Annotated in this window: 16 protein-coding genes; 9 read left to right on the top strand and 7 right to left on the bottom strand. The window is 52.3% G+C overall.

Translation table 11 applies throughout. The annotated features are described in order from the left end of the window. Nucleotides 1-13: 13 nt before the first annotated feature. From ACJ67_RS11970 to ACJ67_RS11960, 3 genes are read left to right on the top strand one after another with little or no spacing between them, the layout of a single operon-like run. The gene (locus ACJ67_RS11970; RefSeq protein WP_231587173.1) at nucleotides 14-550 is read left to right on the top strand and encodes a peptidylprolyl isomerase; all 537 of its coding nucleotides are present in this window, start codon (nucleotides 14-16) and stop codon (nucleotides 548-550) included. A gap of 32 nt (nucleotides 551-582) precedes the next feature. Then, nucleotides 583-1,077 (top strand): peptidylprolyl isomerase, encoded by a 495-nt coding sequence (locus tag ACJ67_RS11965; RefSeq protein ID WP_049639262.1) that lies wholly within the window; start codon nucleotides 583-585, stop codon nucleotides 1,075-1,077. 3 nt (nucleotides 1,078-1,080) lie between these two features. Further along, nucleotides 1,081-1,827 carry a UDP-2,3-diacylglucosamine diphosphatase gene (locus ACJ67_RS11960; protein WP_049639261.1) on the top strand — a complete coding sequence of 249 codons (747 nt, stop codon included), beginning with the start codon at nucleotides 1,081-1,083 and terminating at the stop codon, nucleotides 1,825-1,827. Between the two features lie 159 nt (nucleotides 1,828-1,986). Here the strand turns inward: ACJ67_RS11960 and nusB are convergent, their stop codons facing one another. From nusB to ACJ67_RS11945, 3 genes are all read right to left on the bottom strand, one after another. Beyond that, entirely contained in the window at nucleotides 1,987-2,454 is a 468-nt protein-coding gene (nusB, locus tag ACJ67_RS11955; RefSeq protein WP_049639260.1) for a transcription antitermination factor NusB, read from the bottom strand. Then, complete coding sequence (ribH, locus tag ACJ67_RS11950; RefSeq protein WP_018987631.1) at nucleotides 2,451-2,900, bottom strand: 6,7-dimethyl-8-ribityllumazine synthase; 450 nt, start codon at nucleotides 2,898-2,900, stop codon at nucleotides 2,451-2,453. The genes nusB and ribH overlap by 4 nt, the downstream gene beginning before the upstream one ends. Before the next feature lie 61 nt (nucleotides 2,901-2,961). Then, nucleotides 2,962-4,524, bottom strand: coding sequence for an OFA family MFS transporter (locus ACJ67_RS11945; RefSeq protein ID WP_049639922.1), 1,563 nt, complete (start codon nucleotides 4,522-4,524; stop codon nucleotides 2,962-2,964). 269 nt (nucleotides 4,525-4,793) lie between these two features. Here ACJ67_RS11945 and phoB point away from each other — a divergent pair, with 269 nt between their 5' ends. The 6 genes from phoB (at nucleotide 4,794) to lnt (ending at nucleotide 10,996) form a co-directional block, all read left to right on the top strand. After that, complete coding sequence (gene phoB / locus ACJ67_RS11940) at nucleotides 4,794-5,498, top strand: phosphate regulon transcriptional regulator PhoB (RefSeq protein ID WP_018987628.1); 705 nt, start codon at nucleotides 4,794-4,796, stop codon at nucleotides 5,496-5,498. Nucleotides 5,499-5,620: 122 nt separating this feature from the next. After that, complete coding sequence (locus tag ACJ67_RS11935) at nucleotides 5,621-7,249, top strand: hypothetical protein (protein ID WP_049639259.1); 1,629 nt, start codon at nucleotides 5,621-5,623, stop codon at nucleotides 7,247-7,249. Nucleotides 7,250-7,294: 45 nt separating this feature from the next. Continuing rightward, complete coding sequence (locus ACJ67_RS11930) at nucleotides 7,295-8,284, top strand: glycosyltransferase family 2 protein (protein WP_049639258.1); 990 nt, start codon at nucleotides 7,295-7,297, stop codon at nucleotides 8,282-8,284. 8 nt (nucleotides 8,285-8,292) lie between these two features. After that, nucleotides 8,293-8,667, top strand: coding sequence for a GtrA family protein (locus tag ACJ67_RS11925; protein ID WP_049639257.1), 375 nt, complete (start codon nucleotides 8,293-8,295; stop codon nucleotides 8,665-8,667). Between the two features lie 8 nt (nucleotides 8,668-8,675). Beyond that, on the top strand, nucleotides 8,676-9,527 hold the full coding sequence (locus ACJ67_RS11920; protein ID WP_049639921.1) for a ChbG/HpnK family deacetylase: 852 nt from the start codon (nucleotides 8,676-8,678) through the stop codon (nucleotides 9,525-9,527). Beyond that, nucleotides 9,524-10,996 (top strand): apolipoprotein N-acyltransferase, encoded by a 1,473-nt coding sequence (gene lnt, locus ACJ67_RS11915; protein ID WP_049639256.1) that lies wholly within the window; start codon nucleotides 9,524-9,526, stop codon nucleotides 10,994-10,996. The genes ACJ67_RS11920 and lnt overlap by 4 nt, the downstream gene beginning before the upstream one ends. A 761-nt stretch (nucleotides 10,997-11,757) precedes the next feature. Here the strand turns inward: lnt and ACJ67_RS11910 are convergent. From ACJ67_RS11910 to ACJ67_RS11895, 4 genes are all read right to left on the bottom strand, one after another. Continuing rightward, a complete protein-coding gene (locus tag ACJ67_RS11910; protein WP_049639255.1) occupies nucleotides 11,758-14,826 on the bottom strand; it encodes an efflux RND transporter permease subunit in 3,069 nt (1,022 codons plus the stop codon). Between the two features lies 1 nt (nucleotide 14,827). After that, on the bottom strand, nucleotides 14,828-15,925 hold the full coding sequence (locus ACJ67_RS11905; RefSeq protein ID WP_049639254.1) for an efflux RND transporter periplasmic adaptor subunit: 1,098 nt from the start codon (nucleotides 15,923-15,925) through the stop codon (nucleotides 14,828-14,830). Next, nucleotides 15,922-17,199 (bottom strand): TolC family protein, encoded by a 1,278-nt coding sequence (locus ACJ67_RS11900; protein WP_231587172.1) that lies wholly within the window; start codon nucleotides 17,197-17,199, stop codon nucleotides 15,922-15,924. Before ACJ67_RS11900 ends, ACJ67_RS11905 begins: the two co-directional genes overlap by 4 nt. Nucleotides 17,200-17,263: 64 nt before the next feature. Further along, entirely contained in the window at nucleotides 17,264-17,698 is a 435-nt protein-coding gene (locus ACJ67_RS11895) for a hypothetical protein (protein WP_049639252.1), read from the bottom strand. Nucleotides 17,699-17,761: the final 63 nt, after the last annotated feature.

The raw sequence follows: 17,761 nt of genomic DNA, 5'->3' as shown, positions 1-17,761 counted from the left end.
CGTAGGGTGTTGCATGTTAACCGCGGTAGGTATGGCGAATGCAGCGACACAAGTGTTGTTTGAAACCAATCAGGGTAATTTTACGGTGGAGGTGTATGCCGACAAGGCGCCTAAAACCGTAGAAAACTTTTTGCAGTATGTGAAAGATGGTTTTTACACCAACACCATTTTTCATCGTGTGATCGGCAGATTCATGATCCAGGGCGGTGGTTTTGACCGCGAACTCAATGAAAAGCCAACCCGTGCGCCAGTGGTGAATGAGTCAAATAATGGCTTGTTGAATGCGACGGGTACGATTGCCATGGCAAGAACGCCAGATCCCAACTCAGCCACGGCGCAGTTTTTTGTCAATGTGGCGGACAACCAGTTCCTGGATTACACCAGCCCTGAGCCTGACCGTATCGGTTACTGCGTCTTTGGCAAGGTGGTTTCTGGCATGGACGTCGTATTTAAAATCAGCAATCTGCCTACCGGCAACCAGCGCGGTTTTTCGGATGTGCCGATTCGTACGGTCGTGATCAGACGCGCCAGCATTATTAACGGAAAATAATTATTCCACCCCTCAATACAACGGAGAATATTTTGGTCAAACTGACTACCAACTTTGGCGATATTACGATTGAACTCAATGCGGAAAAGGCGCCTATTACTGTTGCCAATTTTTTGAGCTATGTTGAAAAAGGTTTTTATGATGGCGTGATTTTTCACCGCGTCATCAACGATTTCATGATTCAAGGTGGCGGTTTTGACACCAACATGAAACAAAAGGCGACCGATGCCACTATCAAGAATGAAGCCGATAATGGACTCAGCAATGATAAGTACACCATCGCCATGGCGCGTACTATGGTGCCGGATTCTGCCTCTGCGCAGTTCTTTATCAACGTGAAGGATAATGACTTCCTCAACTTCACTTCACCGACCACACAAGGTTGGGGTTATTGCGTATTTGGCAAAGTGGTTGAAGGGATGGATGTTGTAGATAAAATCAAAGCCGTGCCAACCACCAGCCGTGCTGGTCATCAAGATGTGCCTGTCGAACCAGTGATCATCGAAAAAGCTGTTGTGGTAGCCTAAGGCATGACCACCTGGATCATTTCTGATCTGCACTTATGTGCCCAAAGGCCTGCGGTAACGCAGGCTTTTTTGCATTGGCTGCAAACAGAGGCCGCTCATGCTGAAGCTCTTTATATCTTGGGCGACTTTTTTGAGGTGTGGGTTGGTGATGATGTTCTGGATGACGTGCAACATGGTAGTGAATTCTTGCCAATTGTCCAGGCTTTGCGTGCACTGTCTGAGCAAGGAGTAAGCCTGTATTTCATGCATGGCAACCGTGACTTCTTGATCGGCGAGACTTTCGCACAAGCTTGTGGCATGCGGTTACTCCATGATCCAACCTTGCTGGAGTATGGAGGCAAACGCATTCTGTTGAGTCATGGCGATGCCCTTTGTACTGACGATGTCGCTTATCAGCAATTCCGTGTACAAGTGCGTGATCTGCAATGGCAGAGGGCTTTTCTCGCGCAGCCACTGGCAGCCAGATTGGCTTTTGCTGACCAGGCACGTAGCCAGAGTGCACAAAACAAAGCCATGCAAACCATAGATATCATGGATGTGAACGTAGACGCAGTAGCCGATTTAATACGCAAGTATGATTATCCTGAGATTCTGTTGCATGGGCATACGCACAGGCCGGGGGTCCACCAATTGCAAGTCGATGGGCATACGTGTGAGCGCATGGTGCTTGGCGACTGGCATGACCATGCGATTTGCGCACGTCTCGACCAGCAAGCGTTGCAACTCATAGATTTGCCCTTGCTCAAGTAACTTCTTGAAAACCATGATGGGCTTGCATAAGGTAACCGCTTATGTAGCCCGAGGCTGGCAGGAATAACTTCCACAAGTATTCAGCCCGGCACAACACCAACTCGCATTCACAAAAAACCCCTGCATGCAGGGGTTTTTATTCTCTTGTTGCTTTGGTCATCAGCGCTGAAACTCTTGCGGCCTGACTTGGGCCGCAATTTTATCCAGCACGCCGTTGATATATTTATGGCCATCAATGCCACCATACGTCTTGGCTAGTTCTACGCCTTCGTTAATGGCGACTCGGTAGGGGATGCTGACGTCAAACATCAGCTCATAGCCTGAAATGCGCAAAATCGCATGTTCTATTGGGCTCAGCTCGTCCAGTTGGCGATCAATAAACTGGCTGATCATGGCGTCAATGTCTCCCGTATGGTCCAGTACGCCGGTCAACAATTGCTTGAAGTAAGTTTCATCGGCCTTGAAGTAGTCAGGATCATCCAGGCTGTCGAGGCGCAGTTGTTTTACGTCGCCTGCATTCATGCGGTTTCGGTATAGTGCCTTCAGTGCCAGCTCACGGGATTTACGGCGGTTTTTGCTGCCTTTTCCTTTGGCTGGTGGAGAACCAGGTGCGTTTTCTTGGCTCATAATGCGTTCACCAGATTCGCCATTTCAATAGCAACTTGTGCGGCCTCAGCCCCTTTGACCGCGACACGGGCCTCAGCCTGTTCGTCATTCTCTGTGGTCAGGATGGCGTTGGCAACGGGCACGCCTGTATCACGCTGAACTTCAGAAATCCCTCGTGCAGACTCATTGGAAACGACTTCGAAATGGTAGGTTTCACCACGAATGATGGCACCCAATGCAATCAGCGCATCAAACTCTTCTGATAGGGCCATGTGTTGCAGGATCAGCGGTGATTCCAGCGCGCCAGGGACGGTCGCCAGGGTAATGTCATCAGCACTGACACCTAATTTGAGCAACTCTTGCTCGCAAGCTTGCAATAAGCCGGCACCGATATTGTCGTTAAAACGGGAAAGAACGATACCGATTTTTTTACCGGTACCGTCCAGGTTTTGGGCTATTTTTTTCACTTGTCATTCCGTGGGTTAAAACATTAAGCCGCTATTTTAACCCAAACGGCAAGCTTGCGGATTATGCGAACAGTGACCAGGCTTTTTGCACCGTCATCCAGATGCCATAACTGATGGGGATCAGTACTGCCAGCCAAGCCAGTTTCACCAGGATGGCAGGCGTTTTAGGATCATTCAGGCTACTGTTAGTGGACCCCGTGCTGGTTGGCTTGCCAGTGCTTTGTTCTGCAGCCAGCTCACTGTCAGACATGAAATATTTGTCAGCGACCGGGCGCACCAGCAAGTTAGCCACAAAGCCCACAAGCAGTAAGCCCGCCAGTGTCATAAAAATGGGGGCGTAAATGTCTGCGTATGGGACATTGGCTTCCAACCTGACATCATGCAGGTAATTGACGATGACCGGGCCAAGAATCCCTGCGGTTGACCATGCAGTGAGCAAGCGGCCGTGGATAGCGCCCACAAACTGCGTGCCGAACAGGTCTGCCAGATAGGCCGGGATGGTAGCGAAACCGCCGCCATACATGGATGCAATCACGCAAAACACCAGCAGGAATAGCGCCAACTGATGATGGTTGGCGGCATAGGTGCCACACACATACATCATGATACCGAGCACAAAAAAGATGAAATAGGTATTTCTGCGGCCCAGTTTGTCCGAGGAAGTGGCCCAGCCGATCCGGCCAAAAATATTAAACAGTGAAATCAGGCCGACAAAACCGGCACCGACTGCCGCCGCTGTCACAGTAAGGGTTTCGTCCGCCTTGATTTCTGCGAAACCAAGTGCAGGCTGACCAATCAATACCCCGCCAAAAGTCTCTTGCAACATGGGGGCAGCCGCACCGATGATGCCGATGGCAGCGGACACATTCATGCACAAGATCAGCCACAATAACCAGAATTGCGGTGTCTTGTGCGCATTTTTCAAATGTACATGCCGCGTTGCTACCAAGCGGTTGTGCTGTATATCTGGTGGTGTCCAGCCAGCGGGCTTCCAGTTGGCTGCAGGTACGCGATAACCCAGCGAGCCTAAAGTCATGAAGACCGCATAAACCAGGGCCAGTACGACAAAGGTTTGCCAGACACCAGGCGCTGTTGGCGTGGCGAAGATGCTCATCAATTTGGTCGCCAGCGGCGAGCCTATCATGGCGCCACCACCAAAACCCATAATAGCCAGGCCGGTCGCCATACCGCGGCGGTCAGGAAACCATTTGATCAGGGTAGAAACTGGCGAAATATAGCCTAGTCCGAGCCCGATGCCACCAATGACACCGCTGCCCAGCCACATCATCCACAGCTGGTGGTGGTAAACACCGAGGGCCGAAAGTAACAGGCCACCACACCAACAGAGCATGGCGACCAAACCGGCTTTGCGTGGGCCTGCACGCTCCAGCCAGCCACCCCAGAGGGCAGCCGAGCAACCCAGCAGGACAAAGAACAGCGTATACATCCAGCCCAAGTCAAACTGGGTCCAGTTACAGTCGGTGGCAAACAGGGCTTTTGCCGTGCCTGCCAGTTTGTCACTGAAAGTGGTTGCGCCCGCAGCACATGCAGCCACCGGTTTGCCATCTGGTCCCGTCAGCGCATTGCCTAACGGTTTCCAGAAGACGCTGAATCCATAAGCCATGCCGATGGAGAGATGCACGGCCAGCGCAGCCGGAGGCACCAGCCAGCGATTGAAATGATTGCCAGCTGTGATGTGTTCTTTGGAAAGATTAATCAAGATCAAAACCCTTTTATTTTTTTGCCGTAACATCTTGTTACAAATTGCTGCAAAAGGCAATAAAGCCAAATTTAAAATTATGTGAGTTTGTCATTAAACTGTCATAATTCATTCATAAACTGGCGAGCATTAAATCAATACTTTGATCTCAATGATTGCTTGAAGGGAGTGTCATGGCTGCAGCGAATATTTTGGTGGTAGAAGACGAACCGGCGATTCAGGAATTGCTGGCGTTGAATATCAAACAAGCGGGGCATCATGCCATTCGCGCCACCAGCGTTGAACATGCACAAATGTTGTTGCGTGAAACCATGCCTGACCTGATTTTGCTGGACTGGATGTTGCCTGGTATGAGCGGGATCGAGTTTGCCCGCCGTCTGAAGTCTGACAGTCTGACCAAAGAAGTACCGATTATCATGCTGACTGCGCGTGGCGATGAATTTGACAAGGTGCGTGGCTTGGAAGTGGGTGCCGATGACTATGTCACCAAGCCTTTCAGTCCGCGTGAACTGAATGCGCGTATCAAGGCTGTGCTGCGCAGACGGGCGCCGCAAATGACCGATGATCCGATTGAAATTGCCGGTTTGCACCTGGACCCGACGACACACCGTGTGACAGGTCACAATGTACATATCCCACTCGGTCCAACCGAGTTTAAGTTGCTGCATTTCTTCATGACCAACCCTGAGCGTGTGCACAGCCGTACACAGCTCTTAGATAAAGTATGGGGTGACCGCGTGTTTGTGGAAGACCGTACCGTGGATGTGCATATCCGTCGCTTGCGTAACGCGTTGGTGGCCTCTAATCACCAGGAAATGATCCAAACTGTACGTGGCTCTGGCTATCGTTTTTCCGTGCATACCGATCCCGGTAATTAATCTTTGATATTGCCCAATATCGATTAGGGATTTTATTTGAGCGTGACAGGGTTCACGCTCTATCTTCGGCCAGGGTGTCGTGATACGCTTGCGCGTGTTGATTCTTCACGATTTAATCGCCCATGAAACTCATTTCTAACCCATGCTGTTCGGCTACCATGTATCGCTGGTTGATACGATTTTTCTGGTTGGGCCTGTTTATCTGGGTAGGTCTCACTTTCCGTCAGCATGGCATCAGTAATGACGAGTATGTGCAACATACTTACGGCCAGATGCTGCTCGACTGGTATCAGTCCGGGTTCAAGGACCAGGATGCTTTTCACTACCGTAATCTTTATTTGTACGGTGGCTTGTTCGACATTATTGCAGCAGCAATAGACCCCTATATTCCCATCATGATCTGGGATATCCGGCACTTACTTTCTGCCCTGTTTGGTCTACTGGGATTTTACGGCGTATCAAGGTTTGCAGGCTTGCTTGGCGGTACGCGCCTGTCATTGCTGGCGATGATCATGTTATTCCTCACCGTCTCCTGGTCTGGCACCATGTTTACTCATACCAAAGATGTGCCCTTCGCGACTTGTATGCTGTGGGCGCTGTATGCCACGGCGCTGGTTGTGCGCGATATGGAGAATGTCAGTGGCAAAGCCATTGTTCTGCTGGGGTTTGCCGTCGGCGGTGCTTTGGGATTGCGCGTGGGAGGTGCTTTTGCCGTCATCTACCTGATTTTGCTGGTGATAGGGCGCGTGCTGCTTGACCACAGGTTTGAGCGTACACCTGTCTTTTCACGTTTGCTGCGCATGACGGTGGTTTTGTTACCCGCTGCAGTGTTGGCATTTGTGTTTATGGCCATGTGCTGGCCATGGAGTGTGATTGAGGCGGACAATTTACTCGAAGCTGCCAAATCTTTCTCACACTTTGATTTTAATATGCAGACCATTGCCAACGGTGTGGTCTATAACATTAGCGAAGTGCCACGCAGTTACCTGTTTCAGTACCTGGCGGTCAAATTGCCCGAAGCTGCTTTGCTCGGGTTATTTGGGCTGCCATTATTGTGGCTGTTTTGTCGTGATGCATTGTGTCTCGCTGAACGGTCCTCACGCATGGTCATGGCGACTTTGTTAGTTGGCATCCTGTTCCCGCTCGTCTTCGTGATGGATGACAGGCCTGCGCTGTATAACGGTGTGCGACACTTCACCTTTTTGCTGCCGTTACTGGCCATTATTTCTGCCTGGGCGATTGTGGCGGTCTGGCGCGCGTTGGCCAGCAGCCATGTCGCTGGGCGAGCCATTTACCAAGCCATCTGGGCTGGCGTCATGATAGGCCTGATGTTAGTCAACTTGCTGGATATCGCCCAACTTCATCCTTACCAGTACGTCAGGCTAAACCGCCTTGCTGGAGATCAGGTGCAGGCGCAGTTCAAATGGGAAGGTGATTACTGGTCAAGTGCTTTACGCGCCGCGGCAGATCAACTCACTGAAATGAAACTGCCAGAGCGTCCACAGCCATACTGGGTCGCTGCCTGTGTCGATACCCCACAAATCGAACCCTATCTCGATGGGCGTTTCAGTGTGACCCGCCGCTGGGAAGAAGCTGATTTCTTCCTGTCTACGACAAATATGCATTGTCATGAAGTCATGAAAGGCAAACTGGTGGGTGGCGTGCAGCGTCAGGGTATGTGGCTGGCAGTCGTCAAGGACCGCCGCGCATTGCAAGGTGTTGATCGCCGGGCAACACCCGCCAAAAACTAATAGCAATCCGCTACAATAACCGCAGTGAATCTTCTACGTGACGCCATGACGAATACAGAGATCGAAGCCAATCGCCAAACTGCCCAGCCGCACATCACGGTCATGGTGCCTGCCTATAATGAAGAAAAAAATATTGCTCGCACCTTGCAAAATATCCGTGGCGTTTTGCAGCAGATGTCGCCCAACTGGGATATTGTGGTGGTGGATGATGGCAGCCGTGACCAGACCGCACAAGTCGTGCAATCACTGGTCGAGGCTTGTCAGGTGACTCTGGTTAGGTTTTCACGTAACTTTGGCAAGGAAAACGCCATCAGTGCCGGGCTGAGTTACGCCAAGGGAGACCTGGTAATCTGTATGGATGCCGACGGTCAACATGCCTCTGAACTCATGCTGAACATGCTGGAAAAGTGGCGCGAGGGCTATGATATGGTCTATGCTGTGCGTCAGGATCGTGAGCAGGAGTCTTCTTTCAAATTGTGGGGCTCACGCCTGTTTTACCGGATGATGAGCACCAGTAATCATATTGAAATTCCGCGTGATGCCGGTGATTTTCGCCTCATGAACCGCAAGGTCGTAGATGCCTTGTGTGCCTTGCCCGAACGTAACCGATTTATGAAGGGCATTTATGCCTGGGTAGGGTATAAATCGATTGGCATTCCCTATACGCCATTGCCGCGTCTGCACGGTGAAAGCGCCTATTCGAAACTCAAATTAATCGCACTGGCATGGACTGGCATTACCGGGTTCTCGGTTTTACCGTTACGTTTGGCCAGTCTAACGGGTGCCGTCCTGGCTTTGATTGCGTTTGCTTATGGCACAGTGGTGATCATTGACACTTTGTTCTTTCATGAGTCCATTCCAGGCTGGCCTACAGTGGTAGCCAGCATGATGTTCTTTGCCGGCGTGCAGTTATTGTTTATTGGCATCCTGGGCGAATACCTGGCACGTGTCTATGACGAAGTCAAAGGACGTCCTCCCTATATCGTTGCAGAAGTGGTTCAGCCAGCGGTAAGCTCTTCAACTGATCATCCCTGATGAATGACATGCGTGCTTCTGTATTAGGATTTGTGAGTGTAGGCGCCCTGGCTGCTGCTGTACATTATGTGGTGGCATTGCTTGCGCACGCGGGTGGCTGGCAGCCAACGGGTGCAAACTGGATAGGGTTTTTATGTGCTTTTCCGGTCAGTTATATCGGTCACCGCCGTTGGTCATTTCGCGGCACACAAGCCAGCCACATGACAGCCTTTTTCAAGTTCCTGACGGTCGCATTGCTCGGTTTTCTCGGCAATCAGGGCTTACTATGGCTGGCACTGACCTATACTCCGTTACCATTCTGGTTCGTGTTAGGCATGGTGATGGTCATTATTGCAGTCAGCACTTGGCTACTTAGCCGATTCTGGGCTTTTCAATATACGTGAAGGATGGCATGGCTAAGTTGATTATCTGTGCCGATGACTACGCACAGTCGCCTGCGATTGATGCCGCGATTCTGGCACTCATAGAACGGGGTGTCGTGACTGCCGCTTCCTGCATGACCTTAAGCCCGGAATGGCCTGGTAGTGCAAGAGCCTTAACGCCCGCCATCCGACATCATGCTGATATTGGAGTGCATCTGGATTTCACGCAGTTTTCACACACCATCCGGTATCCACATTCTCTACTCGTCTTGCGCAGCCTGTCTGGCATACTAAACAGGCAAGCCGTTGTCGACAATATTCAGCAGCAATTAGACGCGTTTGAACTGGCGTTGCAGACGCCTCCTGATTATGTAGATGGCCATTTACATGTACATCAGTTACCCGTCATTCGCGAAGCGCTGGTCAATATATTGCAACAGCGCTATGGGCATTTACCATTCACAGAGCGACCATGGCTGCGTATTTCCAGTCCGCCCCCCGGCAGCGGCCTTAAAGCCCGCATCATCCATTGGCTGGGCGCAGAAAAGTTGAAACGATTGGCCAATGCCGCTGGATTTCGTTTTTCGCCATTATTGCTCGGTGTATACGATTTTGAAGGGGATGCCGCCTCTTACCAGGCGCACTGGATGAGCTGGGTAAAACAACTCAAGCAACTGGCATTTGCACCGGGACCTGAAGCAGATTTGCCGCCAGTACTGATGTGCCATCCGGCACGACCCACCCAAAAAATTGATTCCGATGACCCGATTGCGGTCGCTAGGATGGTGGAGTGGCAAGTCATGCAATCGGCAGATTTCTCTGCCTGGTTAGGGATGGCCGATATTCAGCCTGTCAAAGGCTCTGTGAAAGGTGACACTTGAGTTTGGATTGGTTGAATCAGGCGACTGTTTGGCAGCGGGCGATACTGGCCGCATTGTTAGGCGTACTCACCGTGTTTGGCTTTGCACCCTTTGGCTTATTCTGGTTGCCATGGCTGACCATGGCTGGCCAGCTCTGGTTATGGCATCAGGCAAAAACGCCCGCACAAGTGTTCAAGCTGGGGCTGGCGTTTGGCCTGGGATTTTATATGTTTGGCATCTACTGGATTTATATCAGCCTGCATACGTTTGGCGGCATGCCATGGTGGTTTGCTGGCTTCTCAACGTTTTGCCTGTGTGCGTTTATGGCGTTGTTCCCGGCAGTGGCGGGTTACCTGGCAAAAAGAATAGGGCACTTGCTTTGGGCGGCCCCGATTTTGTGGGCCTTGTCCGACTGGGTACGCAGCTGGATTTTTACCGGATTCCCCTGGCTGACGCTTGGCTACAGCCAGGCACCAGATAGTCCGCTGGCGGGTTTTCTACCCGTCGTTGGCGTCTACGGTGTCTCGGTTTTAGCTGTTTTGTTTGCCGCCTGCCTGGTGATGATTGCTAGCGCTATCCAGCGCATACGGGCAGTGGTGATCATGATCATTCTGCTGGTCACAGGCAGTGCACTGACTGCCGTGCCCTGGACAAAACCCGTCGGTCAGCCCGTGACTGTGGCCATGTTGCAAGGCAATATCAGCCAGACCGTCAAATGGTCACCTGAACATGCCGAACAGACCTTGAAACAATATCTGGAGATGGTACGTCAGGCACAGGCGAAATTGATTGTGCTGCCTGAAACAGCCCTGCCAGTCCTGGTGGAGCAACTGGATCCATCTTACCTGGATGCACTGAAACAGCATGCCCGGCATCAGCGTGGTGATCTGTTGGTGGGGGTGGTCGAATCAAAGCAGGGTGAATACTTTAACAGTGCCATCAGCCTGGGTAGCGCAGAAACGCAGTCCTATTCTAAAAGTCATCTGGTCCCGTTCGGCGAGTATATCCCGCTGAAAAGCGTCTTCGGCTGGATTTACCGCGACTGGCTGCATATGCCGTTAAGCGACTTGTCACGCGGAACCTCCAAACAACCGCTGCTGATTGCAGGGCAGAAAGTGGGCGTGAATATCTGCTATGAAGATGTATTTGGCGAAGAGATCGCGCAGCAGCTACCCCAGGCAGAATTGCTGGTGAATATCAGTAACGATGCCTGGTATGGGCAATCGTTTGCGGCGGATCAGCATATGCAGTTCAGCCAGGTGCGAGCTATTGAAACCGGGCGTATGGTGCTGCGCAGTACCAATACGGGGGCTACTGCTATCATCGATAAAAATGGCCAGGTGCTTCAGAATGCACCGCATGATGAAGCGGTGATTTTGACTGGAGAGGCTCAGAGTTATCAGGGAAGGACGCCGTATGTTTGGTGGAGGAACTGGGCATTTCTGGTGTTGAGTTTTGGCGGGTTGTTGTGGATAGGGGTAAGGCGGTAATTCTTTCAACTTTAAATTTTTATATGCTCTAGTAGATTAAGTTGTAGGGTGGGCGGTTATGCCCACACGGATAGTTAGTGGTTGTTTGATGCGACCTCTTTCGCCCCTCGGCGAGTTACTTTTCTTTGCTTGCCCAAAGAATAAGTAACCAAAAGAAATGCACCCTAGCTTCCGCTTGTTTCCTGCGTTGCTCATCAAAACAAGCGGTCACGAAACTCGACCTGGCAGCTCACAAAATGCGTGAGCCGCTGCGGGACTCGAACAGTCGCTCCCTTCTCCCTTGTTTTGGCTGCGCTACTCGGCGCGGCAGATAGGGGCCCGAAAAGCTATGAGCGCCACCGTTTGTGGCTTAAAGAACCGAATGTGAGTTTTTAACTATTCCAAGCGTCAACGATGCTACTTTGGCGAGATGAATCCCATCCCATCACGCTGAGTAGCGGAGACGAAGTGGGAGTTTTCGGCCATCGGCTGTTCGAGTTCCGCGGTGGCTTGCGTCTTGTGCAAGCCACTAGGGCGAGTTTCGATGGACGCCCACTTTGTTGAGCAACGCAAGGCAGCCGAAGGCCGTGATGGCTGGGTGTCGTCCTCTTTGGCTACGGCCGCCACTTTGTGGCTTAACCTAAAGGTTAGCCTACGCCGCAACACTCCGTTAGTTGTGGTTACTTTCTGGGGGACAAGCACCAGAAAGTAACTCGCCTTGAGGCGAAATAAAACATTTCAATAGTCCGAAACCGTCCGAATTCTGAAAATTACTTTCTAAATTAACCTGTTTCTTCCTTACCAAAAAAATGCTGATACAAAATCGGCAAGACAAACAACGTCAAAAACGTCGCTGTAATCAACCCGCCAATCACCACAATCGCCAATGGCCGTTGAACTTCTGCCCCCGGCCCGGTCGCAAACAGTAAGGGAATCAGCCCAAATGCGGTAATGCTGGCCGTCATCAACACGGGCCGCAAACGTCGTTTGGCTCCTTCATAAGCAATTTTGTCGGCAGGCATGCCTTGCCCTGCCAACTGCTGAAAATGGCTGACCATGACAACGCCGTTCAGGACGGCAATGCCTAGCAGGGCGATAAAGCCAACCGAGGCGGGAACTGAGAGGTATTCCCCGGAAAGCCATAGCGCAAACACGCCACCTATCATGGCAAACGGGATATTCGACAACACCAGCAAGGCTTTGGGCAATGAGCCAAACGTCATAAACAGCAAGAGGGCAATCAGCACAATCGACACCGGGATGACGATGCTCAGGCGTGCGGCAGCGCGCTGCTGGTTTTCAAACTGGCCTCCCCATACCAGCCAGTAGCCTTCAGGTAATTTCACTTGCTGAGTGACTTTGCGCCTGGCTTCATCGACAAAACTGACTAGGTCACGGTCTTTGACATTGGCGGTGACGACGACCATGCGGTTACCGCGCTCACGATCTATTTTGACCGGGCCTTCTTCGCGAACGATCGTGGCGACGCTGGAAAGCGGTACGGTACCGCCTTGCGGTAAGCTCAGCATCAATTGACTGAAGTCAGAAGAGGATTCGCGGATGAGTTGGCTGCCTCTTAGCAGGATGGGCGTACGGCGGTTGCCTTCAAGCACCACGCCCAGCAGTTTGCCTTCGAGCTGGCTTTGTAGCAGGGTATTAATCTCAGCTACAGTCAGCCCAAGCCTGCCAGCTGCGACGCGGTCTATCTTGATTTGCAGATATTGCACACCACTGTTTTGCGGCGTGTAGACATCCTGATTGCCCGGCACGGATTCAAGCACTTTGATGATTTCTTGTGCTTTCTGGTCCAGTATTTTGAGGTCGGTGCCAAAAATCTTGAGTGCTAGATCTCCACGTACGCCCAAAATCATTTCGTTGACGCGCATCTCAATCGGTTGCGTGAAGTTGTAATCTAGTCCGGGGATGCTGTGCATGACCCCACGTAATTTTTCAATCAGGGCGGCTTTGTCTGGCACTTGCCATTGCTCGCGTGGCTTGAGTAGCAGGAAGTTGTCGGTCTGGTTGACGCCCATGGGGTCCAGCCCCAGTTCATCGGCTCCGGCTCTTGAATAAACGCCTTGTACCTCAGGCACTTGTTGCAACAGCGTTTGTTGCAGGTGGCTATCGGTAGCAATGCTTTGTGAGAGGGCAATTGATGGCAGTTTTTCAGTGCCGATAATCACGTCACCTTCGTCCATGGTGGGCATAAATGTTTTGCCGATGAAGGGGTAAACGATGCCTGTCAGCACCAGTAATACTACGGCTATAAACAGTACGATGCGTTTATGCTGCATGGCGCTTGTGAGCGAACTGGCGTACCAGCGGTTGAGGTGTCTGATCAACCAGGGCTCTTGACTGGCCTGGTTGTTAATCAGGAAAGAAGCCAATACGGGGATGATGGTGAGCGAAAGTAACAGCGAGGCGCCCAGCGCGAACATAATGCTGAGGGCAACCGGTGCGAACAGTTTGCCCTCCAGCCCTTGCAAGGTGAGTAAAGGCAAAAATACCGTGATGATGATGACTATCCCGGCACTCACTGGCACGCTGACCTCACGCATCGCTGCCAGAATGACCGCCAGTTTGCCCTGATTCTCGGGCGCGTGGGCAAGATGTTCGACAATATTTTCAACCACGACCACCGCAGAGTCGACCAGCATGCCGATCGCAATCGCCAGGCCACCCAATGACATCAGATTGGCTGACATGCCATAGCGTTGCATGAGCCAGAAAGTTGCCAGCATCGCCAGCGGCAGGGCGCAGGCCACCGTGAGGGCCGCGCGCAGATTGCCTAAAAACAGTACCAGCAGAATCAACACCAGCACGACCGCTTCCAGCAATGCCTTGTTGACGGTATGCACCGCGCGGTCAACCAGGTTGCCGCGGTCATAAAACACTTCAATCTTCACATCTTTGGGCAAGCTGGGCTTGATTTCAGCCAGCTTGGCACGCACGCCTTCTACCACTTGTCTGGCATTGGCGCCGCGTAAACCGAGCACCAGGCCTTCCACCGCTTCGCCTTTGCCATTGCGGCTGACAGCGCCATAACGCGTCAATTCACCGATGCGCACCTCGGCCACATCTGCAATACGCACCGGGCTGCCTTGCTGGCCTTTGATGACGGTGTTGCGCACATCGTCCAGGGTCTTGAAAGCGCCTTCAGAACGCACCAGAAGTGACTCCTCACCATCCTTGAGCCTGCCTGCGCCGTCATTGTGATTGTTCTCACTGATGGCGGTTTGCAGTTCATTCAAGGCAATCCCACGGGCTTGTAGCTTGGCGTTGTCTGGCACAATTTCAAAGCTGCGCACCAAGCCACCGAGGACGTTGACATCCGCCACGCCAGGGACGGTGCGCAGGCGTGGGCGGATCACCCAGTCGAGTAAGGTGCGTTTTTCCTGCAAGCTCAGCGTGTCTGACTCTATGGTGAACATAAACATTTCACCCAAGGGTGTGGTCATGGGTGCGATACCGCCTGAGACCTCAGCTGGCAAGTTGGCCCAGGCGTTATTGAGGCGTTCAGTGACTTGCTGGCGTGCCCAGTAAATATCTGTGCCGTCCTCAAAATCAATGGTTACATCAGTCAGGGCATATTTGGCCACTGCGCGTAAGCCCGTCTGCCTGGGAATACCCAGCATTTCGACTTCAATCGGCGCCGTGATCCTGGCCTCGACCTCTTCTGGTGTCATGCCGGGGGATTTAATAATGATCTTCACCTGTGTTGAAGACACATCCGGAAACGCATCAATCGGAATCGTTTGATACGCCCTCCAACCGGCAAACAACAAGCCAATGGTGAAGACGCAGATCAGTAGTCTTTGTTTGAGCGAGTGTTCTATGAGCCAATGCAGCATATTATTCCCCACCCAAACCTAGCCAGTGGCCTTTGAGGGCGGCCACGCCTTGCACGGCAATGGTTTCGTTGCCTTGCAGATTTGCTTGTACCGTGAGCTGCTGGTCTTGCTCAAGCAACACCTTCACTGGTATCACAGCCACGCCTTTGGCATGCCGGGCAAAAATCACAGCTTGCTCACCTTGCCTGGCCACGGCAGTCCTCGGCACGGCGAAACTGGCATGGGACCCTTGCGCGGTCTGTTCAACCAGTGCGACCTCAACGATCTGGCCCACCGATAATTGGTCAGCACCCTGGCTGATAGTCGCGCGCACCTGTGTGGTCTGGTTGTTTTTATTCAATTGCCTTAACAAAGTGTCTACCTTGGCGGTCAGTCCCAGTTTAGGCAAACGCACCGTGGCGCCTGGGCTCAGTTGCTGGGCCTGGGCAATGGGTACTTGTATCATCAGCCATAAGGGATTCGGGTTGCTGATGGTGTAGATAGGCATGGCCATATCGACCCGTGAACCCACTTGCTGTTGCTGTTCCATAATTTGCCCGCTGATAGGCGCGACGATAGACATGCCGTTTTGCATGCTGCGCTTTTGTGCCAGTTGCTTAATCTGGGCCTCACCCATGCCTGCCAGTTTGAGCGTTTGCTGGCGTTCATGCATCAGCGCCTGACTGGTTTCATAAACGCTTTGAGTTTCCTGCATGCGTCGCTGGGAGATGATGCCATCTTTGAATAACTCCTGGTCGCGTTTGAGCGCCTGTTCATGCAGCCTGGCCTGAGTCTCGCTTTGCAGGTAATTGCTTTGTAAGGCCACCAGGTCCGGGCTGCTTAATTGGCCGATCACCTGACCCTGTTTCACGCGGTCACCCACACTCACATTGAGTCGGGTAATCAGTCCACCTTGTGGTGCGGTGACGACACGGGTTTGTGTGTGGGGCAACATTACCTCGGCCGGATAACTGGCAGAAAGGCCACTGTTTTGAGCTTGCAAGTGACCCCACTGCACTTGCATCTGTTTGAGTTGTGCTGCTGACAGCGGCAACACGGTGGCAGACCATGCGTGTAATGACAGGCAGGCGGAGAGGGTTAAAAAAAGTATTCTTTTCATGGCAGGACTCCTACAGCCTGGTTGTATTTGGCAATATTCCATTGCACTTGTAACTGCTGGCTGCTCAAGCTGCGTTCAGCTTCAAAGGCAAGTAATTGCAGGCGTAATAACTGGTTGAGGTCGAGTTCGCCCAAGCGGTAGGCTTTACGGGCGAGTGAAGCGTTTTCACTGGCGATGGTTTGCTGTTGCTGGACTAGCGTGAGCTCCTGGCGGCTGACATGCAGGTTGTGCTCGGCTTCGTGCAAGTTGTTTTCCAGTTGGCGACGTAAGGTCTCCAGTTGCGTCCGGGCATCGCCGATATTCTGTTCAGCGTTGGCCAACAAGGGTGCGCGGTGCACCTCGCTTTGCAATGGAATGTTGATGGCAACCCCCATGCTGGAGTTATAGGCATAATCAAACCCACCCTGGATGGTGCGGGTGCTGAGTGTCAGTTGCGGGTTTTGTCTTTGCTCAATGGCCGTCAGGTCACGCTGGCCCTCAGCCAGCTTGAGTCTGGCCTGTGCCGCTTGCCAGTAAGGCGAGTCTTCATAATGTTCGCGTGTGGACAGCGTTTCTTCCAGTTTTGCCGGCATTTCACTGAGGCCGGTCAACTGCTGGTAACGGAATTGCGCATGCATGAGCTCGGCATTCGCGGTGACCAGCTGCCGTTCAGCCTGCAAGGTTTCCTGCTGGGTTTGCATCACATCCAGTCTGGCCACTTCGCCCGCCTTGAAACGTTTTTGCACATCTTCGCCTATGCTGCGCAGGGTACTGCGCCGGTTTTCCATCAGGCTGACATCGTTGCGACGCATGGCGATTTCCCACACGGCATTGCGCAGCAAGTCTGCGGCCAATTGCTGTAAACCGGCCCGGTCTTGAATAAGACTGTCGTCAGCCAGGCTGGCCACCTGGCTGCGTGCCTGGCGCTGCCCTGGCAGCCAGATCGGGATTTGCATCTGGGCTTGCCATTCGCGTTCATCACGGTTGCTAAGCAGGGCATCATTCTGATGTGAAAAGCCAACTGAGGGCGCTTGGGGTAACCAGCTGTTGGCCATGACTTTGCGTGCTTGCACCATTTGCTGGTGGGCCGCGAGTAATGATTGTTGGGGGTGGATGGCAACGACCTGCTGCAATACCTCATGCAGCGTCATGCGCGAGTTGGTTGAAACCGTATCCACATGGTCGCTATCCTGGCTGAGACCATCGGCCAATACAGCGCAGGCATGGCTAAACATCAGCCATACGCACCATGCGATGAACAGAGAGCGACAGGCTCTCTTGCTTAAATGAAACATAGAATCTCCTGAACAAAACAGGCAAACGGTTGGTTAATACCAGCCGATGCAAGGTGTTTATGGTTCAGGCGTAAGGTGGGCCGCGCGGACTGTGGCGCGTGAGGGGAGATCGGTATTGTGCACTATCGTGTGGCTGCCGGTTAAATTGGCGGCAAGGTAGCAACAGGCATAGTGACAAGAGAAAAAGCGTAGGGACTAAAGCAGTCAGCCAAATGCTGGCATAGGCATCAATCAGAGATAACAAGGTATTGCTTTCACTGATCGCCTGACCTAGACCGATGATCTGGCCGTGCGATTTGCTGGAGTGCATATGCCAGTGAAACGGATGCTTGGATTCGGCCGCTTCAGTGTGTAAGGCCGGGATATCGACCATATGCATATGTGGGCCGTCATCTATGGCCGTGTCACCAGCAGCATGAGCGTGCAACAGCGGCGCAATGGTTTGCAACAGGGCAAACCACAACGTGAGCAACAGTACCCATGTGCGATAGGATTTCATGCATCTAATCTATCAAAATTTCTTTGCAGCCACAATCGCAAAAAACCGTAAAAAAAACTGTTT

Origin of the sequence: Methylophilus sp. TWE2, from assembly GCF_001183865.1 — a bacterium.
In the GTDB taxonomy this organism is placed as follows: Bacteria; Pseudomonadota; Gammaproteobacteria; order Burkholderiales; family Methylophilaceae; genus Methylophilus.
This window is presented reverse-complemented; position numbering and strand designations above follow the sequence as displayed.